This is a genomic window from Streptomyces vastus (assembly GCF_039532825.1).
Classification (GTDB): Bacteria; Actinomycetota; Actinomycetes; order Streptomycetales; family Streptomycetaceae; genus Streptomyces; species Streptomyces vastus.
The window spans coordinates 52,889-73,265 of sequence record NZ_BAAASJ010000118.1; the positions used below are offsets into that span (position 1 = coordinate 52,889).

The 20,377-nt window shown below is 71.4% G+C and carries 16 protein-coding genes and 2 pseudogenes; 14 read left to right on the top strand and 4 right to left on the bottom strand.

Annotation, left to right across the window (positions count from 1 at the left end; all coding sequences use genetic code 11):
• The first annotated feature begins 374 nt into the window (after positions 1-374).
• The 5 genes and pseudogenes from ABD357_RS37790 (at position 375) to ABD357_RS37810 (ending at position 6,463) form a co-directional block, all read left to right on the top strand.
• Positions 375-3,188, top strand: a complete 2,814-nt coding sequence (locus ABD357_RS37790) for a hypothetical protein (RefSeq protein ID WP_344395858.1) — start codon at positions 375-377, stop codon at positions 3,186-3,188.
• On the top strand, positions 3,185-4,129 hold the full coding sequence (locus ABD357_RS37795; protein ID WP_425585181.1) for an ABC transporter ATP-binding protein: 945 nt from the start codon (positions 3,185-3,187) through the stop codon (positions 4,127-4,129). Before ABD357_RS37790 ends, ABD357_RS37795 begins: the two co-directional genes overlap by 4 nt.
• Positions 4,130-4,378: 249 nt before the next feature.
• Positions 4,379-4,958: pseudogene (locus ABD357_RS37800) on the top strand (universal stress protein); the annotation flags it as partial.
• Positions 4,959-4,986: 28 nt separating this feature from the next.
• Positions 4,987-5,418 carry a cation transporting ATPase C-terminal domain-containing protein gene (locus tag ABD357_RS37805; RefSeq protein WP_425585182.1) on the top strand — a complete coding sequence of 144 codons (432 nt, stop codon included), beginning with the start codon at positions 4,987-4,989 and terminating at the stop codon, positions 5,416-5,418.
• A 139-nt stretch (positions 5,419-5,557) separates the two neighbouring features.
• On the top strand, positions 5,558-6,463 hold the full coding sequence (locus ABD357_RS37810; RefSeq protein WP_344395859.1) for a universal stress protein: 906 nt from the start codon (positions 5,558-5,560) through the stop codon (positions 6,461-6,463).
• Between the two features lie 259 nt (positions 6,464-6,722).
• Here the strand turns inward: ABD357_RS37810 and ABD357_RS37815 are convergent, their stop codons facing one another.
• Complete coding sequence (locus tag ABD357_RS37815; protein ID WP_344395860.1) at positions 6,723-6,941, bottom strand: heavy-metal-associated domain-containing protein; 219 nt, start codon at positions 6,939-6,941, stop codon at positions 6,723-6,725.
• A gap of 297 nt (positions 6,942-7,238) precedes the next feature.
• Positions 7,239-9,506, bottom strand: coding sequence for a heavy metal translocating P-type ATPase (locus tag ABD357_RS37820; protein ID WP_344395861.1), 2,268 nt, complete (start codon positions 9,504-9,506; stop codon positions 7,239-7,241).
• Positions 9,507-9,698: 192 nt separating this feature from the next.
• Here ABD357_RS37820 and ABD357_RS37825 point away from each other — a divergent pair, with 192 nt between their 5' ends.
• Entirely contained in the window at positions 9,699-10,703 is a 1,005-nt protein-coding gene (locus tag ABD357_RS37825; protein ID WP_344395862.1) for a hypothetical protein, read from the top strand.
• A 46-nt stretch (positions 10,704-10,749) separates the two neighbouring features.
• Positions 10,750-11,790 (top strand): YihY/virulence factor BrkB family protein, encoded by a 1,041-nt coding sequence (locus ABD357_RS37830; protein ID WP_344395863.1) that lies wholly within the window; start codon positions 10,750-10,752, stop codon positions 11,788-11,790.
• Positions 11,791-11,807: 17 nt separating this feature from the next.
• On the opposite strand, the gene ABD357_RS37835 is transcribed toward ABD357_RS37830, so the two are convergent.
• Positions 11,808-12,635, bottom strand: coding sequence for a CDP-alcohol phosphatidyltransferase family protein (locus ABD357_RS37835; protein WP_344395865.1), 828 nt, complete (start codon positions 12,633-12,635; stop codon positions 11,808-11,810).
• A gap of 166 nt (positions 12,636-12,801) precedes the next feature.
• Between ABD357_RS37835 and ABD357_RS37840 the strand changes: the two genes are divergently transcribed.
• From ABD357_RS37840 to ABD357_RS37860, 5 genes and pseudogenes are all read left to right on the top strand, one after another.
• The gene (locus ABD357_RS37840) at positions 12,802-13,788 is read left to right on the top strand and encodes a zinc-dependent alcohol dehydrogenase (protein WP_344396064.1); all 987 of its coding nucleotides are present in this window, start codon (positions 12,802-12,804) and stop codon (positions 13,786-13,788) included.
• 211 nt (positions 13,789-13,999) lie between these two features.
• Positions 14,000-14,398: a 6-pyruvoyl trahydropterin synthase family protein gene (locus tag ABD357_RS37845; RefSeq protein WP_344395866.1), complete on the top strand. Its 399-nt coding sequence runs from the start codon at positions 14,000-14,002 to the stop codon at positions 14,396-14,398.
• Between the two features lie 23 nt (positions 14,399-14,421).
• Complete coding sequence (locus tag ABD357_RS37850; protein WP_344395867.1) at positions 14,422-15,522, top strand: glycosyltransferase family 4 protein; 1,101 nt, start codon at positions 14,422-14,424, stop codon at positions 15,520-15,522.
• 8 nt (positions 15,523-15,530) lie between these two features.
• Entirely contained in the window at positions 15,531-16,469 is a 939-nt protein-coding gene (locus ABD357_RS37855; RefSeq protein WP_425585189.1) for a class I SAM-dependent methyltransferase, read from the top strand.
• Positions 16,470-16,717: 248 nt separating this feature from the next.
• A pseudogene (locus tag ABD357_RS37860) lies at positions 16,718-17,470 on the top strand (lysylphosphatidylglycerol synthase transmembrane domain-containing protein); the annotation flags it as partial.
• A gap of 200 nt (positions 17,471-17,670) precedes the next feature.
• Here the strand turns inward: ABD357_RS37860 and ABD357_RS37865 are convergent.
• Positions 17,671-18,489, bottom strand: coding sequence for a creatininase family protein (locus ABD357_RS37865; RefSeq protein WP_344395869.1), 819 nt, complete (start codon positions 18,487-18,489; stop codon positions 17,671-17,673).
• Between the two features lie 77 nt (positions 18,490-18,566).
• Here ABD357_RS37865 and ribA point away from each other — a divergent pair, with 77 nt between their 5' ends.
• Complete coding sequence (gene ribA / locus ABD357_RS37870; RefSeq protein ID WP_344395870.1) at positions 18,567-19,241, top strand: GTP cyclohydrolase II; 675 nt, start codon at positions 18,567-18,569, stop codon at positions 19,239-19,241.
• A 70-nt stretch (positions 19,242-19,311) separates the two neighbouring features.
• Positions 19,312-20,316, top strand: a complete 1,005-nt coding sequence (locus tag ABD357_RS37875; RefSeq protein ID WP_344395871.1) for an ornithine cyclodeaminase family protein — start codon at positions 19,312-19,314, stop codon at positions 20,314-20,316.
• Positions 20,317-20,377: the final 61 nt, after the last annotated feature.

The following is a 20,377-nucleotide window of genomic DNA, read 5'->3' on the forward strand; positions in this document are numbered from 1 at the left end:
GCCGGTCAGCCTCTTGGCGAGTTGTTGCGGGCGGGGAAGGGCCGATGCGGCACATCGCGTGTCCGCCCGGCCCCGGCGGCTTGCACCAGGGGCGCGGTGCGAACTGCCCCTGTGTCTGCCTCTGGGCGAGGTGTTGCGGGCGGGCGGAGGGCCGATGAGGCGTCCGTGTGGCTGCCGGGCCGTGTTCGGCTTGGGCCGGGGTGTGGGCCGAACTGCCCCTGTTGGGCTGCCTCTTGGCGAGGTGTCGCGGGACGGGGAGGACCGATGAGGCGCGTTGCCTTGCCGCTGAGTCCCGTCGGCTTGCGTCGAGGTGTGGCCGGAACTGCCCCTGCTGGCCCGCCTCTTGGCGAGCTGCCGCACGCGGGGGAGTGCATATGAGGCGCCCGACGCGGCCGGACCTTTCCGTCTCCCTGCGCGAGATGCGGGCCGAACTGCCCCTGCTGGTCTGCCTCGTCGTGCTCGTGGCGGTGCTCACCGGTGTCGCCGCCGCGGGGCCCGGGCTGCTCGACCGGCTTGCCGGGCGGGCGCTTGTCTCGCGGCTGGAACAGGAGCAACGGGCGGAGCCGGGCGTTCAGTTGAGCGCGCGGTTCGACCCGGTGGAGAGTGTGGGGGAGGACCTCCCCGCGAATGATCTGGGTGACGATCTGGGTCCCGTCACGGACGTGATCGAGCACGCGGCTCCCGATGGCCTCGACGGCGGCCTCGTGCATGACTCGACCCGTGTCGAGCTGCCGCTCGTCCGCACCGCCACGGGCGCTGGAGACGTGGGACTGGGGCTGGTGTACGCCTCCGACGCGCCGCGCCGTGCCGCCTACGCCGAGGGACGGCCGCCCGATCCGGACAGCAAGGCCGTGGAGATCGCCGTCTCCACCCTCACGCGCGATGCGCTGAAGCTGCGGCTCGGGCAGCAACTCCCTGTCCAGCCCGGTTCGTTGAAGCACGTCCACGCCACCGCCGTCGTCGTCGGGTTCTTCACCACGCATCGCGACCGGTTGTGGCGCGAGCAGCCCCAGCTGGTGCGGCCCTCGCAGCATCCCCCGCGCGGCATCTCCGGACTCGACTGGGAGGCCCGCGCCCTCGTCGCCCCGCGCACCGTCACCACCCTCCAGTCGCAGGCGGGCGCCCCGCTCACCGTCAACTGGGGCCTGCGCCTCGACCTCGACGCGGACACCGCCACGCGGTTCGCCGACGAGCAGGGACAGCGCGAACTCCAGCGGCTGCTCGCGCGCTACCCGGACGACGCACGGACCGTCTTCTGCGGCGACATCGCCGACTACGGCGGCAACTTCTGCCAGCTCGGCCAGCACGCCGCCTCCACCCTGCAGGACAGCACCCAACTTCCCGACGTGATCACGGAGTTCGGCACGCAGTGGCGGCAGGGCAGCACCGTGATCTCCTTCGCGCTGGGGTCCCTCCTCGTCACCGGACTGCTCACCGCCGCCGTCACGGCGCTGCTCGCGGTACGCCGACGCCTCGACGCCCACCGGCTGCAGATCGCCCGCGGAGCCTCCGCGACGGGCCTCGCACTGGCACGTGCGGCACAGACCGCGCCCGCCGCACTGCTCGGGCTCGTAGCCGGACTCGCCGTCGCGCGGGCGCTGCCGGGCCCTTCACCCGCGTACGACTACGGAGTGCTCGTCGCCGTACTCGTCTGGCTGCTGTTCCCCGCGCTCACCTGGCACGCCCTGCGCGACCGCACCACCCGCACCCGGCATGAGCCGAACCGGCACGGTGGGGGTCCCCCCGCTCGAGCGAAGTCGAGAGTGGGGGAGGGACGCCGGGTCGTCGCCGAGGCACTGGTCCTGCTGCTCGCCGCGGCCGGCGTGTTCGCGCTGCGGACCCGCGGCACGGCGGGCGACGCCGGGCCCGACCCGCTGCTCGCCGCGGTGCCCGCGCTGCTGGGGCTCGCCACCGTCGCCGTACTGGTGCGCTGTTATCCGCTGCCCGTACGGCTGTTGGCGCGCTGGTCCGCGCGGCGGCGTGGCGTGGTGGCCCTCATCGCGCTCTCGCGGGCCGCGAAGGAGGCGCCGGCCCGGGCGCTCGCGCTGCTCGTCCTGGTGGTGACGCTGGCCGGAGCGGTGTTCGGCGGGCTGGTGGCCGGGACGCTGACGGAAGGGCGCCGCGAGGCCGCCGCCTGGCAGGTCGGCGCCGACGCCTCCTTCCGCGGCGCGGGCCGCAACCCCGACGTCGCCGAACGCCTGACCCGGGTGCGCGGAGTGCGCGACACCGTCAGCGTGCGGCAACTGCGCGTCGACCCGACGAGCGGTACCAGCGGCGAGCGGTACGGCATCGCGAGCCTCATCGGCGTCGACAGCGCGAAACTCCGGGCGCTGGCGCCCGGTTCGGCCGCGGGCCGTGCGCTCGACGACGCCGGACTCACCGCACCGGGACGCGGCCGGGACATCCGCGTCCTGGCCACCGGAGCCGGCGCCGGCGACCTGCTCACCATCACCTCGCACGGCAGGAAGATCGGCCTGCGCGTCGTCGGTGCTCTACCCGACGACGTACTCCGCGACCCGGCGATCGGCCCCGTCCGCGCCACGACGGCACCCCGCGACCAACTGCTCCTCGCCGACAACCGCGACCTGAAGGACTTCCCCGGAAGCGACTTCGAGGAGAGCGCCCTGCTGCTGTACGGCCCACGGCTGGACGTGGCGGACCTGCGGGCCCTCGTGCCGCACGCAGCCTCCGACACCGCCGTCGGCGAGCTGCGCATCCGCGCCGAGGAGGAGGCCGAGGCCGACGCGGACGGCATGGTCGACGTCCTGACGGCCGCGCACACCGCGAGCACCGGGCTCGCCGTACTCCTCGCCCTGCTGGCCCTCGTACTCGAACTGATGCTGTCCGCCCCGGCCCGCGGCCGCACCGCCTCCTACCTGCGCACGCTGGGCCTCGGCCACCGTGCCACCTCGGCGCTGCACCTGCTCCAACTGCTGCCGATGGTGCTGGCTGCCGTGGCGGGCGGCACCGCGCTCGGCCTGACACTGCCCGCACTGCTCGGACCGGCCCTGGAACTGCGGGAGTTCACGGGCGGACCCGCCGCCCCCACGCCACGCCCCGACCTGCTGCTGACCGCCGCCCTGGGCGCCGGCCTCGGTCTGCTGGTGATCGTGGCGGTGGCGGTGGAGACCTGGATCGGACGGCGCCGCGGACTCGGCGCCGTCCTGCGCCTCACGGAGGAACGGTGACCGAACCTCACGGGAACGACTTGCGCAAACTGGAGGAGCGGGCCCGTGAAGCCCAGCGTCCGCGCGCGGACGACGGGCTCGTCGTCTGCGACAACCTGGTCCGCGTCTACCGCACCGACGAGGTCGAGGTGCAGGCGCTCCAGGGCCTCGACCTCGTGGTTGAGGAGGGCGAGTGCATGGCGCTCGTCGGCGCCTCCGGATCCGGCAAGTCGACGCTGCTGTCCATCCTCTCCGGGCTCGACCTGCCCACAGCGGGCCGGGCCAGGGTCGCCGGACACGATCTGCTCGCCATGGGGCGCCGCGAACGGCTCGGCTACCGCAGGCACACCGTCGGCTTCGTATGGCAGCAGACGGGACGCAACCTGCTGCCGTATCTGACCGCCCTGGAGAATGTCGCACTGCCGATGAAGTACGCGCGCGTGCCGCGCGGCAAAGGGGCCGCGCGCGCCGCCGAACTCCTCGGCGTACTCGGCGTCGCCCACTGCCGCGACCGCCGACCCGCCGAACTCTCCGGCGGCGAACAGCAGCGCGTCGCCATCGCGGTCGCCACGGCCAACGCGCCGCGCGTGCTGCTCGCCGACGAACCCACGGGCGAGCTCGACACGGCGAGCGGCGAGGAGGTGTTCGCCACGCTGCGCCGCGCCAACGAGGAGTTCGGTGCCACCGTCCTCGTCGTCACCCACGACCCGCTCGTCTCCGGCCAGGTCCGCCGCACGGTCCGCATCCGCGACGGCCGTACGTCGACGGAGACCCTCCGCACGCCCGACGGCACGGACGCGGAGGAGTACACGGTCCTCGATCGCACGGGCCGTCTCCAACTGCCCCGCGACTACGTGGAACGCTACGGCCTGCGCGGCCGGGTCCGCCTGACGGCGGAGGCGGAGCATGTGGGCGTATGGCCGGACGAGAGCGACCGGCCCGGGCCTGCCGGTCTGCCGTAGCAGTGTTCTGTGGACACACGCTGTGTTGCCTCAGGTCGTGTTTCGAGCATGTCGGCGACCGCTGCGCCGCCCGGGGGCCCTTAGGCGTTCGCCACGCCGAAAATGCTCGACAAAGCGCGGCGCGGCCGACGCCGGACCGAACAGGGGACAGTCCGGCCCGTCCTGGTGGCCACTAGGCCCCATGACAACGAGGGTGTTTCCGGGGTGGGCTGGGAGGAGAGAGCAAGGCGTCTGGACGTAGGAGGCACGATGAGTGGTCTGGTGGTCGTGGGTGTGGACGGGTCGGCGGCGGGTCTCGCCGCGGTGGAGGCGGCGGCACGGGAGGCGCAGGCGCGTGGAACGGGGCTGCGCGTGGTGTACGCGTTCATCTGGCCGGCCATGCATGTGTCCTTGGGCCCGTTTCCGCTGGGCCGCCCGAGGGCGGGCTCCAGAAGAGGGCCGACCGTCTGGTGGCCGAGGCGGTCGAACGTGCCCGGGCGACGGCGCCGGAGGTCGATGTCAGCCACGCGGTCGTGACCGGCGAGCCCTTGACGGTTCTGGAGTCACAGTCACGTGCGGCCGAGCTGGTGGTGGTGGGGTCCCGGGCATGGGAGGGTTCGTTGATCTGCTGGTCGGGTCGACGGCGGTTCATCTGGCGGCGCACAGCCGGTGTCCGGTACTGGTGGTCCGCGAACAGCCGAGTGCGGACGGGCCGGTCGTGCTGGGCGTCGACGGCTCGGCCGCGGGAGAGCGGGCGGTGGAGTTCGCCTTCGCCGAGGCCGAGCTGCGGAAAGCACCGCTGGTGGCGCTGCACGCCTGGACCACATGGAACGCGCCGCGGCGCCCGCCACCTCACCGACACCGCGACAGCCGCCACCATGGCCTTCAGCACGTTCGTCCTCTTCCAGCTCTGCAACGCCCTGGCCGCGCGCAACGAGGACGGCCCCGTCCTGGGACGCCACCAGCTGCACAACCGCACCCTCTGGATCTGCCTGGCCGCCGTCCTGGCCCTCCAGGTCGTCGCCGTACAGGTGCACGTAGCCCAGGGAGTCTTCGACACCGTCTCCCTCAGCCCGGCCCAGTGGGCGATCTGCCTCGCCACCGCCTCGACCGTGCTGCTGACCGAGCACGTCTGGCGGGCCGAACAGGCACGGTTCAGCCACCCGGCCGACGTGAAGCACGAGAACCGACCCTGTCAGACACCACAACTTCGCCGGCTGGCGAGGCTCAAGAAGGTGACCGGAGGTGACCCGGCCGGCTGGACGCGGGCCCGGCTGCCGTTCGTCCGCGGCAACGGATGGCTGCGCTGAACACCACCGGTGCGGCGGGCCCGCCGCACCGGTCCGCGATGGGGCCGGTCGGACCGTGCCCGGGACCAGTGGCCCCTGCCCCGGAAACCCGCTGAACGAGACGCTGAAACCGCATCGCCCGGCACAAGAGGAGGACACCATGGCCCGCACGATCACCGTAGGACTCGACGGCTCCGCCGAGAGCCTGGCCGCCGCTGAGTGGGCGGCCCGCGAGGCGAAGCTGCGCGACCTGCCGGTCAAGCTGGTTCACGTGTGGCAGCCGGTGCCGGAGCGCATGGCCCAGGCATCGCTCCTCGGAGCCGAGACCCACCAGCACTGGGCCGAGCGGATTCCCCGCGAGGCCGCCGAGGGCCTGAGACTGCGTCACCCCGGAGTCGAGGTGAGCACCGAGCAACGTGCCGGCACGCGCGGCGACGTACTCGCGGAAGCCGCCCGTGATGCGGAACTGCTGGTCATCGGCTCCCGCGCACTGAGCGGACTCGGTGGCTTCCTGGTCGGATCCGTCGGCCAGGGCGTGGTCGCCCGGACCGAGGTGCCCGTGGTCCTCGTGCGCGCAGGTGAACAGTCTGCCGACGAACACGCCATGGATCCCGCCGGCGTCCCGTCCGGCGCCACCGCGTTCCGGCCCGTCGTCCTCGGCCTCGCCGCAGGCAGCCCCGACGAGGCGGTGGTCGCCTTCGCCTTTGAGGAGGCACGGCTCCGCGACACCGAGTTGCACGTCCTCCAGGGCTGGAACCAGTCGCCCTATTCCGTCTACACCATGGGATCCGGATTCGAGCCCCACGAGGAGTTCGCCCGCGAGAGGGCTGCCGTACTCACCGAGGCGTTGCGTGCCTGGAGGCAGAAGTACCCGGACGTCGAGGTCGTCGAGGTGTCCCGCCCCGGCAGTGCCGCCGGCCTCCTGATCGACGCCTCTCGTGACGCCTCCCTGGTCGTTGTCGGCCGGCGCGTGCGCCGCAACCCCTTCGGCGCCCACATCGGTGCCGTCACCCACGCGGTGCTGCACCACGCCACCGCACCCGTCGCCGTCGTCGCCCACGACTGACGCGCTTCATGCCCCGGTCCGGGCATCGCTGCCGGGAGATCCTGCTCCGAGCGCGGCGTCCGACGGCGTCCCGGCCCGGTAGTTCCAGGGCCGGCGGCAGCTTCAAGGACGGCGGCAGCTTCGAGGACGGTGGCTTGAAGGCCGGTGGCAACAAAGACGGTCCCGCCCGTACGCGAAGTACACGGGCGGGACCGTTCCGGGCTGCTGCGCATGGCCGCGAGCCAGGGCCTGTCGTCGGACGAGGACCTGACGACAGGGCCTACTGCTCGCGGCGGCCTATCAGGTCGTAGCCGGCCTCGTCCACGGCCTCGGCGACCGCGTCGTATGCCAGGCGGTCGCCGCTGGACACCGTTACCCGGCCGGTCTCCAGGTCGACCTCCACGCCCGTGACGCCGTCGAGCGCGCCGACCTCGGACGAGACGGCCTTGACGCAGTGGTCGCACGTCATGCCCTTGACCTCGTAAATGTCCTGCACCATGACTCTGCTCCTCTCGCTGAGTGGCTGCCTGACTCTTCGCTTCTGCTTCTTCCCGACGCACCCATCATACCCCTAGGGGGTATGGGTGTTGTCAAGGACTTGAACGGCCTGCTTCCCCGTCACGTACTAAGGGCACCAGTAGGTGCCGCAGTCGGTCGATGGGAGGTATCGATGGGAATCATGGCCTTGACCTGGTCCATTGCGGTGCTCGCCGTGCTGGTCGCCGCGGTCAGCTTGGTCTGGCACCATGGCGGCGATGCTTCTGCTGATAGCGGTTTAGGGCGAGCCGTATCTGCCTCAGTTCGCCGCCTGGAACCCCCGCAGCCGCAGGCTGTTGCCGACCACGAAGACCGAGGAGAAGGCCATCGCCGCTCCCGCGATCATCGGGTTGAGCAGGCCGGCCGCCGCGAGGGGGAGGGCGGCGATGTTGTAGGCGAAGGCCCAGAACAGGTTGGACCTGATGGTGCCGAGGGTCCGGCGCGAGAGGCGGATCGCGTCGGCCGCGGCGCGCAGATCGCCCCGTACGAGAGTGAGGTCGCCGGCCTCGATCGCCGCGTCCGTGCCCGTACCCATGGCCAGACCCAGGTCCGCCTGTGCCAGCGCGGCCGCGTCGTTGACGCCGTCGCCGACCATCGCCACCGAACGGCCTTCCGCCTGAAGGCGCTTGATCACGTCCACCTTGTCCTGGGGGAGGACCTCGGCGATGACCTCGTCGATACCGACCTCGGCGGCGACCGACCGTGCGACCGCCTCGTTGTCCCCGGTCAGCAGAATCGGGGTCAGGCCGAGCGCCCGCAGCCGGGTGATCGCCTCGGGACTGGTCTCCTTGACGGCGTCGGCCACCTCGAGAACCGCACGGGCCTCGCCGTCCCAGGCGACCGCGATCGCCGTACGTCCGGCCGCCTCGGCCTCGGCTTTCGCGCGCTCCAGTTCCAGGGGCAGGTAGATCTCCCACTCGGCTAGCAGCTTCTCCCGGCCGACCAGAACCGCGTGCCCCTCGACGATGCCCTGGACGCCGAGGCCCGCGACGTTCGCGAAGTCCTCAGGGGTGGGCAGCTCGCCGACCTTCTGCGCGGCGCCCGCGGCCACGGCCTTCGCGATCGGGTGCTCCGAGGAGTGCTCCAACGCACCGGCCAGCCGCAGGACTTCGTCCTCGGGGGTGCCGTCGGCGGTGTGCACGGCCAGCAGGGTCATCCGGCCGGTGGTCACCGTGCCGGTCTTGTCGAGGACGATCGTGTCGACCTTCCGCGTGTTCTCCAGCACCTCGGGGCCCTTGATCAGGATGCCGAGCTGCGCGCCGCGCCCCGTGCCGACCATCAGCGCGGTCGGTGTCGCGAGCCCCAGGGCGCACGGGCAGGCGATGATCAGGACGGCGACCGCGGCGGTGAAGGCGGCGGTCAGCCCGAAGCCGTTGCCGAGCCAGAAGCCGAGGGTGGCAAGGGCGAGGCCGATCACGACCGGTACGAAGACCGCGGAGATCCGGTCGGCGAGCCGCTGGGCGGCGGCCTTGCCGTTCTGCGCGTCCTCCACCAGCTTGGCCATACGGGCGAGTTGGGTGTCGGAGCCGACGCGGGAGGCCTCGACGACGAGCCGTCCGCCGACGTTGAGCGTGGCACCGGTGACGCCTTCGCCGGCCTCGACCTCGACCGGTGCGGACTCGCCGGTCAGCATGGACGCGTCCACGGCGGAGGCCCCCTGGATGACGACGCCGTCGGTGGCGATCTTCTCGCCGGGGCGAACCAGGAAGCGGTCGCCGACCTTCAACTCGGCGGTGGGAACGGTCAGTTCGCGACCGTCGGCACGCAGGACCGTCACCTCCTTCGCGCCGAGCTCCAGCAGCGCCTTGAGAGCCGCGCCCGCCTTCCGCTTGGACCGGGCCTCGAAGTAGCGGCCCGCGAGGATGAAGGCGGTGACTCCGGCGGCGGCTTCGAGGTAGATGTTCCCGGCGCCGTCACTGCGGGCGATGGTCAGCTCGAAGGGGTGTGTCATGCCGGGAGTGCCGGCCGTACCGAAGAAGAGGGCCCACACCGACCACAGGAACGCGGCCGACGTACCGACCGAGATCAGCGTGTCCATGGTGGCCGCACCGTGCCGGGCGTTGGTCCAGGCGGCGCGGTGGAAGGGCCAGGCGGCATACGTGACGACGGGCGCCGCCAGCGTGAGGGACAGCCACTGCCAGTACTCGAACTGGAGAGCCGGGATCATCGCCATCGCGACGACCGGCACGGCGAGGGTGACGGCGGTGATCAGTCGTTCGCGGAGCGGCCGCAGTTCGTCGTACGCACCGGAGCCGGGCCCCTCCTCGCCGCCGGTTGAGGGTTCGGGGCGTACGGGCGCGGGCTCGTGGGCGGTGTAACCAGTGGCCTCGACCGTGGAGATCAGGTCCTGGACGGAGACGTCGTCGTCCCGGTACGCGACCTTGGCCTTCTCGGTGGCGTAGTTGACGGTCGCCTCGACGCCCTCCATGCGGTTGAGCTTCTTCTCGATCCGGGCCGCGCACGAGGCGCAGGTCATGCCGCCGATGGCGAGTTCGACCTCGGCGGCGCCAGGTGTGGTGGTGGCCATGTGCGCTCCTCGCAGCGTGATGGGCGGTGATACTCGTTCATACCCCCTAGGGGTATGAACTCTGCGCCTCCATGTATACCCCCATCCCGTATTTGATTCAAGAGCTGATTCGACTTGACTGAGTACCCCCTGGGGGTATGTTGGGAGGTGTCGGTCGCCCCCGAGCGGCGGCCCTTGGGAAGGGAACACGTCATGCACACCGCACTGAAGCTCACGACCTTCGCCGCCGCGCTCGCCGCGACCTTCGGCACGGCCTACGGGGTGGGCAACGTCATCGACCCCGTTGTGTCCGACGACAAGACCACCGAGGCCGCGCAGCACGGCGGCCACGCGGCGGACAAAGAGAAGGACGGAGGTGGCGGCCACGGCGAAGGCACGGAGGCGGTCGGCGGGCACGCGGCGGAACTGCCCGGCGGGCTGCAGACCTCCGAGGGCGGCTACACGCTCGACCTGAAGACCTCGCACATCGAGGCCGGCGCGGCCACCGAGCTGAGCTTCGCCATCGTCAAGGACAGTACGGGGCGGAACGTGACCGCGTACCAGCGCGAGCACGAGAAGGAACTGCACCTCATCGTCGCCTCACGCGACCTCACGGTCTATCGCCACCTCCACCCCACCCGTGCAGCCGACGGCACCTGGTCGATCCCGGTCGAACTGCCGAAGGCGGGAGGCTACCGCGTCTTCGCCGACTTCAAGCCCACGGGTGCCGCGGAGGGTCTGACCCTCGGCTCCGACCTCGCGGTGTCGGGCCCGTACAAGCCGGCGGAACTTCCTAAGGCCGCCCCCACCGCGATCGTCGACGGCTACAAGGTCACCCTCAACGGCGAGCTCCGCCCCGGCGCGGGCAGCGAACTGAAGCTGAACGTCACCAAGGACGGCAAGTCCGTGCGCAACCTCCAGCCCTACCTCGGTGCATACGGCCACCTGGTCGCCCTCCGCTCAGGAGACCTCGCCTACCTGCACGTCCACCCCAACGGCGAGCCCGGCGACGGCAGGACGAAGCCCGGTCCGGAGGTGTCCTTCACGGCAACGGCCCCCAGCAAGGGCGCGTACCGCCTGTTCCTCGACTTCAAGCACGAGGGCAAGGTCCGCACGGCGGCCTTCACGGTCCACGCGGGCGGCACGTCGGCAGCGGCGGAACCGACGACGGCGGAGCCGACCGCGGAGAAGCACGGTTCGGACGGCCACGGGCACTGAAACCCGGGCGATGTCTGCTTCGTGGGGCTCGGGTACTCGTGCGCCTATGACACGGTTACTGAAACGCGGACATAAGGACCAGGCTCAGGATGCGGAAGAGTACGGTCCTGCGCCGGAGGTGGAGCGCCAGGCGCCGGACGCCCCGACGGAGTTGCCGAGGAAGTCCTGGTGGGCGGTGCTGCGCCGGACGGTGACCGAGTTCAAGAAGGACGGGCTCACCGACCGGGCGGCGGCCCTGACCTACTACGCGATTCTGGCGCTGTTCCCGGCGCTGCTGGTCCTGATCTCGCTGCTCGGCATCGTCGGCAGGTCGGCGACGGACGCCGTGCTGGACAACATCGGCCGGCTCGCGCCCGGCTCCGCACGCGATGTGATCACGAATGCGGTGCAGCAACTGCAGGACAACGCCGGGATCGGCTCGGTGATGGCGATTGTCGGTCTGGTCCTGGCCGTGTGGTCGGCCTCCGGTTATGTCGCGGCGTTCATCCGTACCTCCAACGCCGTCTACGACATCCCCGAGGGCCGCCCGGTTTGGAAGGTGCTGCCGGTCCGCCTCGGTGTGACCGTGGGGCTGATGATCCTGGCAGTGGTCAGCGCACTGATCGTGGTCTTCACCGGCGGTCTGGCCCGCCAGGCAGGCACCGCGCTGGGCGCCGGGGACAGCGTCCTGACCGTGTGGTCGATCGCCAAGTGGCCGGTGCTGGTGGTGCTGGTCACGATCATGATCGCGATCCTGTACTGGGCGACGCCGAACGCACGGGTCCGGGGCTTCCGCTGGGTCACTCCAGGGAGCTTCCTGGCCCTGCTGCTCTGGATGATCGCCTCGGCCGGGTTCGCGGTCTACGTGGCGAACTTCGGCTCGTACAACAAGACCTACGGCACGTTCGCCGGCGTCATCGTCTTCCTGGTATGGCTCTGGATCACCAATCTGGCGATCCTCCTGGGCCTGGAATTCGACGCCGAGACCTCACGGCAGCGGGCCGTGGCCGGCGGCCATCCCGAACGGGAGGAGCCGTACGTCGAACCACGCGACACCCGCAAGTGGGACGAGGAGGACCGCCGACGCCTGAAGGAGACCGAGGGCTGACCGCGGCCCTGCGGCGTTCAGAGCCGCGAGGAACCGGTCGCCTTGCCCGACGTGGCGAGGACGGGAAGCGGAGAGGGCACGGAGGAGTAGTGCTCAGCGCGGGCGGGCTCGCGCCTCTCGCGCGGCGTGTGGCCCTCGCGGTTCCTCCACAGCCAGCCGATGTCGCGGCCGAACGACCACACCAGCGAGCCCAGTGCCAGGACGACCGTCGCGAGGGTCGCGGCGTACGGGAGGATCTGCGCTCCCGCGAGCAGCAGGGCCACGCCCTGGAGTGCCGCCACCGTCTTGCGGCCCGTGCTCGGGGGGAGGGCGGCGTTCAGCCAGGGGAGGAAGCGGGCCGCGGCGACGAAGGCGTAGCGCATGGCGCCGATCAGCAGGACCCAGGGGCCGAGCTGTGTGGAGACGTACACGCTCAGGACCAGGATCAGGAAGGCGTCGACCTCCATGTCGAAGCGGGCGCCCAGCGCGGTCGAGGAACCGGTGCGGCGGGCGACCTTGCCGTCGACCGCGTCGAGGATCAGGGCGACCGCGGTCAGGGCCACCAGGAGCGTGACCGGCGGCGGGCTCTGGAAGGAGTCCGCGACCAGGGCCGTGACGCCGCCGACGAGCGTGGCGCGGCCCAGGGTGACGCGGTTCGCGGGACCGAAGGAGCGGGGGCGCGTGCGGTGCAGTGCGCGGGCGAGCACGGCCCAGGTGGCGAACGCGAACACCAGGCCCGTCAGCCAGCCCACCGGTCCCATGCCGATCGCCGTGCCGATCACGGCAAGCAAGAGCAGTTGCACACCCGCTCCCACCGCCGTCTCCTGCTGCAAGAGCCTCGCGTCGTACGTGTTGTTCAGGGCCACCGCACATCCTCCGGCCAGATGACAAAGTCGATCACTGCCGCTTACGTTGTCCGCGGCTTCGCAACGGTCGGTACGTGCACGGTCGCCGGATCGTTCAGCCGGACTCAGCAGGTTCACAGCTCGGGCACGACTGAGCGGCACGACTTTTCAGGAGGATGACATGCGGATGGACCGCGCCGCGCGCGCATTCTGGCTGGAATCTCCGGGGCACGGCGGGATACGGGACATCGACCTGCCGAGCCCCGTCGAGGGTGAGGTTCTGGTGCGCACGCTGTTCTCCGGAGTGAGCCGGGGAACCGAGACACTTGTCTTCCGTGGTGGTGTGCCGGAGAGCCAGTACGGCGCGATGCGGGCGCCGTTCCAGGAGGGCGATTTCCCGGGGCCGGTCAAGTACGGGTATCTCAATGTGGGCCTGGTGGAGGAGGGGCCGGCGTCGCTCGTCGGGCGGACCGTCTTCTGTCTCTATCCGCATCAGACCCGGTACGTCGTCCCGGCCGCCGCCGTGACCCCCGTACCCGAGTCCGTGCCCGCCTCGCGTGCCGTCCTCGCCGGGACCGTGGAGACCGCGGTGAACGCCCTGTGGGACGCCGCACCGCTCGTCGGCGACCGGATCGCGGTGGTCGGCGCCGGAATGATCGGCGCGAGTGTCGCCGCCCTCCTCGCCCGGTACCCGGCCGTCCGTGTCCAGCTCGTGGACGCCAACCCGGCGCGCGCCGAACTCGCCCGGGCGCTCGACGTCGACTTCGCGCTCCCGGCGGACGCCGCCGGGGACTGCGACCTGGTCGTGCACGCCAGCGCCACCGAGGCGGGACTCACCCGCTCTCTCGAACTCCTCGCCCCGGAGGGGACTGTCCTCGAGCTGAGCTGGTACGGCGACCGGCGGGTCAGTCTGCCGTTGGGTGAGGCCTTCCACTCCCGCCGCCTGGTCGTCCGCAGCAGCCAGGTGGGCACCGTCTCGCCGGCCAGAAGCGGTCGCCGTACGTACGCCGACCGGCTCGCCCTCTCGCTCGAACTGCTCGCCGACCCCGCCCTGGACGCGCTGATCACCGGCTCGTGCGCCTTCGAGGAACTGCCGGAGGCGATGGCCGCGCTCGCCGCGGGTCAGACGCAGGCGCTGTGCCACCTGGTTCAGTACGACACTGAAGGACACTGAAGGGGCCTGACCGCCCCGGATCGGTTCGGGACTACGCCCGGTGACCGGTCCATCGAACGACGCGTCCGAGCCACGCGTCCGAATCGAAAACCAGAAACGAAAACCCGCCGAAACTTCCTCCCGTACCGCCTGAACACGGAGAACGGACCTGCCGTACTACACGGCACGCCCGGCAGAGGGATCAGACGCGCCGCACCTGGAGGGTCGTCCGTTGTTCAGCATCACCGTCCGCGATCACCTCATGATCGCCCACAGCTTCCGCGGGGAGGTCTTCGGACCCGCGCAGCGCCTGCACGGGGCGACGTTCCTCGTGGACGCCACCTTCCGGCGCGCAGAGCTGGACGACGACAACATCGTCGTCGACATCGGACTGGCCACTCAGGAACTGGGCGGGGTGGTGAGCGAGTTGAACTACCGCAACCTCGACAACGAGCCCGACTTCGCCAACACGAACACCTCCACGGAGTTCCTGGCCAAGGTCATCGCCGACCGCCTTGCGGAGCGGGTGCACAAGGGAGCGCTGGGCGAGGGCGCCCGCGGACTGTCCGGCATCACGGTCACCCTGCACGAGTCGCACATCGCCTGGGCGAGTTATGAGCGTGGGCTGTGAACAAGTACGCGGACATCATTCCCATGTCTCTTCGCGCCATGCACTTCGTGATGCCCGGCGGAGTGGACGATCCGAGGACGCCCAGCGGCGGCAACACCTACGACGCCCGGGTGTGCCTCGATCTCCCCGCCTTCGGCTGGCAGGTCAACAAGCACGCGATCGACGGCAGCTGGCCCTGGCCCGGAGCCGCCGCCCGCGCGGAACTGGCCCGCACCCTCGGTGAGATGGCGGACGGCAGCCGCGTACTCCTCGACGGACTCGTCGCCTGCGCCGCCCCCGAGATCATCGCCGCCGAGACCGAGCGGCTGCGCCTGGTCGTCCTCGTTCACCTGCCGCTCGGCGACGAGACGGGGCTCGACCCCGGCCTGGCGGCGGAACTGGACGCCCGCGAGCGCCGCACGCTGCGTTCCGTGCCCGCGATCGTGGCCACCAGCGAGTGGGCGGCCCGCAGGCTGGTCGCCCACCACGGGCTGGCCCCCGACCGGGTCCATGTCGCCGCGCCCGGCGCCGACATCGCGCCCCTGGCCGCCGGCACCGACGGCGTCTCGCGGCTGCTGTGCGTCGCCTCGGTCACCCCGCGCAAGGCGCAGCACCGCCTCGTCGAGGCCCTCGCCACCCTCACCGACCTGAACTGGAGCTGCGTCTGTGTCGGCGGCCTGGGCCAGGACCCCGGCTATGTCGCCGAACTGAGGGAGCTCATCGACCACCACGGTCTCGGCGACCGGCTGCAACTCGTCGGCCCGCAGGCCGGGGCCGAACTCGACGCGAGCTACGCCTCCGCGGACCTCATGGTGCTCACCTCGTACGCGGAGACGTACGGCATGGCGGTCACCGAAGCGCTGGCCCGGGGCATCCCCGTCCTGGCCACGGACGTCGGCGGGCTCCCCGAGGCGGTCGGGCGCGCTCCCGACGGCGGGATGCCCGGCATCCTCGTACCGCCGGACAACTCGGCGGCACTCGCGGCGGAACTGCGCGGCTGGTTCCTCGACGCAGATGTACGCCGCCGGCTGCGGGCCGCCGCACGCGGACGCAGGGCCGCGCTGGACGGCTGGGCCGCCACGGCCCGGAGCCTGGCCGGTGTGCTGGGGCGACTTGGACGGGACGAAAGGAAGGGGGCAGCGTGAGTACGAGCATGACGCCACCCGGGCGCGCGACGACGAAGGTTCCGGCGTACGAGGTGGGAACGATCCGGCTGGGTGACCGCAGGCGCGGCGCCGACACGGAGGCCGACGACGACGTGACGCGGTACGCCCCCGAGTGGCTGCAGTTGCGCGAGCCCGCCGACGCCGCCGCGCGGGCGGTCGAGCTTCTCGATCCGCTGCGGATCCGGCTCGCGAACATGCCGCAGCGGCGGTCCAACGGCCTGGTCATCCACGACCTCGGCTGCGGCACCGGCTCCATGGGCCGCTGGCTCGCCCCGCGACTCGACGGCCCCCAGCACTGGGTCCTGAACGACCACGACCCCTATCTGCTGCACTTCGCCGCCGTGGGCTCGCCCCGCACGGCCGCCGACGGCAGCCGCGTCACCGTCGAGACGCAACGCGGCGATGTCTCCCGGCTGACCGCGGACGCGCTGGCCGGTGCCTCGCTGGTGACCGCTTCCGCCCTGCTCGACGTACTCACCGCCGAACAGATCGAGGCGCTCGCCGAGGCCTGCGCCGGAGCCGGTTGCCCCGCCCTGCTGACGCTGTCGGTGGTGGGGCGCGTCGAACTCACGCCCGCCCACCCGCTGGACGACGAGATCACCGAGGCGTTCAACGCCCACCAGCGCCGCGGCGACCTGCTCGGACCCAACGCGGTCACCACCGCCTGCGACGCCTTCGCCCGCCACGGCGCGACGGTACGGGTGAACCCCAGCGCCTGGCGGCTCGGACCCGACGAGTCGGCGCTGATGGCGGAGTGGCTGCGCGGCTGGGTCGGCGCGGCCGTCGAGGAGCGCCCCGAACTCGCCGAGCGCGCGGGCGCCTATCTGCGGGAGCGTCTCGCGGCGTGCGCGGCGGGGGAGTTGAGGGTCGTGGTGCACCACAGCGATCTCCTCGCCCTCGCCCGTCCTACGGGAGGGGCGGCATGAGTGCGCAGGCGGTGGCAGCCGACGCGCAGCCACGCGCCATCCGGGCCGAGCCGAAGAAGCCGAGGCCGGCCCCGGACGGCGGCGACGAGCAGGCGATACGGGGCGCACGGGCGGCCCGGACACCGAGCCCGGTCCCGGACGCGCGCCGCACCCTTCGCACGCTCTGGTCCCGTATCGACTCCCGCGCCCTGCGCACCCACTTCGGCACCTTCGCGGGCATCGCCATCCTCGGCGTCCTCGTCTGGCGGATGGGCACCGGCGTCTTCGTGGACGGACTGCGCCGGGTCGACGGCCCCACCGTGCTGGCGGCCCTCGGGATCGGCGTGGTCACCACGGTGTTCAGCGCCTGGCGCTGGTGCCTGGTGGCCCGGGGCCTGAAGATCCGGCTGCCGCTGGCTCCTGCCGTCGCGGACTACTACCGCTCCCTGTTCCTGAACGCGGCACTGCCCGGCGGCGTACTCGGCGACGTGCACCGCGCCGTACGGCACGGGCAGAGCGCCGGTGACCTCGGCAGGGGGGTACGCGCCGTGGTCCTCGAACGTGTCGCGGGCCAGGTGGCGCTCATGGCCGCCGGCGGGGTCCTCCTGCTGACGCTGCCCTCGCCGGTCCAGGCACAGACCCGGCACCTCGTCGAGGCGTCCGCCGTCGCGCTGGCGCTCGCCGCGGTGATCGCGGCCGTCGTCGCGGTCCGGCTGAAGGGCTCGTCGCCCTCGTCGCGACGCATGCCCCGCCTGCGCAACGCGCTCGCCGAGGCGCGTGAAGGGCTGGTGGCCCGCCACACCTGGCCAGGTGTCGTCGTCTCGTCGGCCGTGGTGCTGGCGGGCCACCTCGTGATGTTCCTGCTCGCCGCCAGGGTCGCGGGATCCGACGCGTCCCCAGTCGTGTTGCTGCCCCTGGCGGTGCTGGCCCTGCTCGCCATGGGACTGCCCCTGAACGTGGGCGGCTGGGGCCCCCGCGAAGGCGCCACCGCCTGGGCCTTCGGCGCCGCCGGACTCGGCGCGAGCACCGGCTTTTCGGTCGCCGTCGTCTACGGAGTGCTCAGCCTCGTGGCGAGCCTGCCCGGCATCGGCGTCCTCGTCGCCCGGTGGGCCATGAGCCTGCGGCGGCGCTCCCGGCCCGCGTACGAGAAGGGCGCGCCGCAGCGCCACAACGGCCATGTCCCGCGCTCACCACCGGCGAACGCGGGGGACACGGCCGACGGTCAGGGCCGGCTGCTCTCCGCGCCGTCCTGCCCGGCCCCCTTCTGTATGGCGTCCTCGGCGCCCGGAGCGGAATTCGCCGCTTCCGGCCTGAGGATCGAGAAATACGAACCGAAGCAGTCCACCAGGCCCGCCAGCAGCTCCTTGCCTTTTGCGGCGGTAGCCAGCGAAGGACGGCCGATGACACCGGACTCCGTGTAAGCGGACATATCGAGGGTGAGAAGATGCCGCCGGTCGTCGGCGAGGAAGTCGGAGGACTCATAACCGGGCCGCACCATTTCCGGATGAGCGTGCAGCAGGATGGACGTCTCCAATTCCCCCGCATGCATATCGCTGAGCAGCGAGGTCCGCACATCGGCCCGGACTCGCGCCTCCTCCCAGTCCTCCGGTGCCGGAAACAGCGCCATGCGCGTGCCGCTGCCCGCGGATTCCTGCACCACATTGCCCAGTACGTAGTTCCCGCCATGTCCGTTGACCAGTACCAGGGCGTCGATGCCCGAGCGACGAAGCGAGTCGGCTATGTCCCGTACCACCGCGTGGAGTGTCACCGCGGAAATACTGACCGTCCCCGGCCAGGCGGCATGTTCGTGCGAGCAGGCGATGGTCAGCGGAGGGAGGAGATGCACCGGATACGCGGCGGCGACCTCACGGGCGATGGTGCAGGCGATGACGGTGTCAGTGGCCAGCGGTAGAAAGGGGCCGTGCTGTTCGAAGCTGCCGATGGGAAGGACGGCGACGCCGGGCCGACGCGCCCTCACGTCCTCCGTGGTGTCCAGCGGCAACAAGCCGGGGGTGGTCAGCTGTGTTCCCGAACCGGTCATGGTGTTAAGGCCTTTCGTTCCGTAGGCACCGACGAGAGCAGGCTAACGCGGCAACGGCAGATTGGATGCAGGAGAAAATGAAGGAAAGCAAAGGCGTGCTCGGTCGAAGTGCCGGCCCCAAGGCAGATGTCCAGTCGGGTGTCCAGCGTGTGGTGGATCTCCAACTGCACACCGTGTACGGAGATTTCTACGCCGTCGGCTATTTGGACCTCGAACGCGGGGATGAACAAGTGGCCCTCATATACGGCGATATCGACGGAACGGAGGACACGCTCACCCGGCTGCATTCGGAGTGCCTCACCGGAGACGCCTTCGGGTCCACGCACTGCGAGTGCGGCGACCAGCTCTCGACCGCCCTGCGCACCATCGTGGCGGAAGGCCGCGGCATCCTCCTTTACCTCCGCGGCCACGAGGGCAGAGGAATCGGACTCCTCGCCAAACTCCAGGCCATGAAGCTCCAGTCGGAGGGCCTGGACACGGTCGAGGCGAACCTCGCCCTCGGTCTCCCGGTGGACGCCCGTGACTACGGCGTCGCCGCGGACATGCTGCACGACCTCGGCGTGCCCTCCGTCCGGCTGCTCTCCAACAACCCACGCAAGAGCGAGGCCCTGCGGCACCACGGCATCGAAGTCGCCGAGCACGTCCCGCTGTTGATACCGCCGCGCGAGCACAACATCAGCTATCTGCGCACGAAGCGGGAGCGCATGGACCACCACCTGCCGCATCTGGACACGGTGATCCACTGGTCCTGACTGGTCGGTGAACCGGTTCTGAACCGGTCCTGAATGGCGCGGCGGCCCGGATCCCGGATAGGAACAAGGGATGACAGAGACAGATGACGTCGTCCTTTACCTCTCCGGACACCAGGTGACGCAGCTGCTGGGCATCGACGCGGCCATCGCGTCGCAGCGCGCGGCCTTCACGGCGCTCGACGACGGCACCGCCGATCTGCCCGGCAAGATCATGGAGCCGAGCGGGTTCGACGACAGTGTCGTGCTGGCGTACGTCGCGCGGCTGTCCGCGGACACCGGGGCCGTCGCCAAGTTCGGCAGCGTCAATCCGGGCAACGCGGCGGCCGGCCTGCCGACCGTGCACGCGGTGATCAACGCGCTCGATCCGGTCACCGGTCGTCTGGCCGCCGTCATGGACGGCACGGCGGTGACGACGCTGCGTACGGCCGCGGGCAGCGCGGTGGCCTTCGACGCGCTGGCCACCGCCGACAGCGAGGAACTGGGCCTGATCGGCTCGGGCACACAGGCGCTGGCCCATGCGCGGGCGGTGGCCCGGGTTCGGGACCTGCGGGCCGTACGCGTGTGGAGTCCGACTCCCGCGCGCCGCGAGCGGGCGGCCGAGCTGCTGGCCGCCGAACTCGGTATCGCCGTCAAGGCCGTCGCCTCGGCCGAGGAGGCCGTGACCGGGCTGCCCATGGTCGCCGCCTGCACGCTCAGCAGCACGCCCGTGGTGCGGGGCGAGTGGCTGGCGCCCGGCTGCACGGTGGTGAGCGTGGGGTCCTTCGAGCGGACCCGCAGCGAGGTCGACGCCGAGGTCGTGCGGCGGGCCGCGGCCGTGGTCGTCGACGACCCGGACACCGCGGCGGGCCACGCCGGGCCGGTGGTGGACGCGCTGCGTTCCGGCCTGCTCGAAGCCGAGGATCTGATCCCGCTCGGCGGTGTGCTCACGGGCCGGCGCGAGGGACGTACGAGCCCCGACGACATCGTCTACTACAACAGCGTCGGGCTCGGCATCCAGGACGCCGCCGCGGCCTGGGCGGTGATCGACGCCGCCAGGGAGGCCGGCCTGGGGCAGGGGGCTTCTGATGAGGCATGATCCCTTCGTGGACATCACCCCGCTGCGTGCCGAAGGGTTCGCCGCCGACGCCCCGCGACCG

Excerpts from the sequence above, each read along its gene's own strand:
- ABD357_RS37855 (WP_425585189.1), top strand. The coding sequence starts at position 15,531 with ATGACGCCACCCGGGCGCGCGACGACGAAGGTTCCGGCGTACGAGGTG.
- ABD357_RS37830 (WP_344395863.1), top strand. The coding sequence starts at position 10,750 with ATGACACGGTTACTGAAACGCGGACATAAGGACCAGGCTCAGGATGCG.
- ABD357_RS37825 (WP_344395862.1), top strand. The coding sequence starts at position 9,699 with ATGCACACCGCACTGAAGCTCACGACCTTCGCCGCCGCGCTCGCCGCG.
- ABD357_RS37865 (WP_344395869.1), bottom strand. The coding sequence starts at position 18,489 with ATGACCGGTTCGGGAACACAGCTGACCACCCCCGGCTTGTTGCCGCTG.
- ABD357_RS37790 (WP_344395858.1), top strand. The coding sequence starts at position 375 with ATGAGGCGCCCGACGCGGCCGGACCTTTCCGTCTCCCTGCGCGAGATG.
- ribA (WP_344395870.1), top strand. The coding sequence starts at position 18,567 with ATGAAGGAAAGCAAAGGCGTGCTCGGTCGAAGTGCCGGCCCCAAGGCA.
- ABD357_RS37805 (WP_425585182.1), top strand. The coding sequence starts at position 4,987 with ATGGCCTTCAGCACGTTCGTCCTCTTCCAGCTCTGCAACGCCCTGGCC.
- ABD357_RS37815 (WP_344395860.1), bottom strand. The coding sequence starts at position 6,941 with ATGGTGCAGGACATTTACGAGGTCAAGGGCATGACGTGCGACCACTGC.
- ABD357_RS37810 (WP_344395859.1), top strand. The coding sequence starts at position 5,558 with ATGGCCCGCACGATCACCGTAGGACTCGACGGCTCCGCCGAGAGCCTG.
- ABD357_RS37850 (WP_344395867.1), top strand. The coding sequence starts at position 14,422 with ATGTCTCTTCGCGCCATGCACTTCGTGATGCCCGGCGGAGTGGACGAT.
- ABD357_RS37820 (WP_344395861.1), bottom strand. The coding sequence starts at position 9,506 with ATGGCCACCACCACACCTGGCGCCGCCGAGGTCGAACTCGCCATCGGC.
- ABD357_RS37875 (WP_344395871.1), top strand. The coding sequence starts at position 19,312 with ATGACAGAGACAGATGACGTCGTCCTTTACCTCTCCGGACACCAGGTG.
- ABD357_RS37840 (WP_344396064.1), top strand. The coding sequence starts at position 12,802 with ATGGACCGCGCCGCGCGCGCATTCTGGCTGGAATCTCCGGGGCACGGC.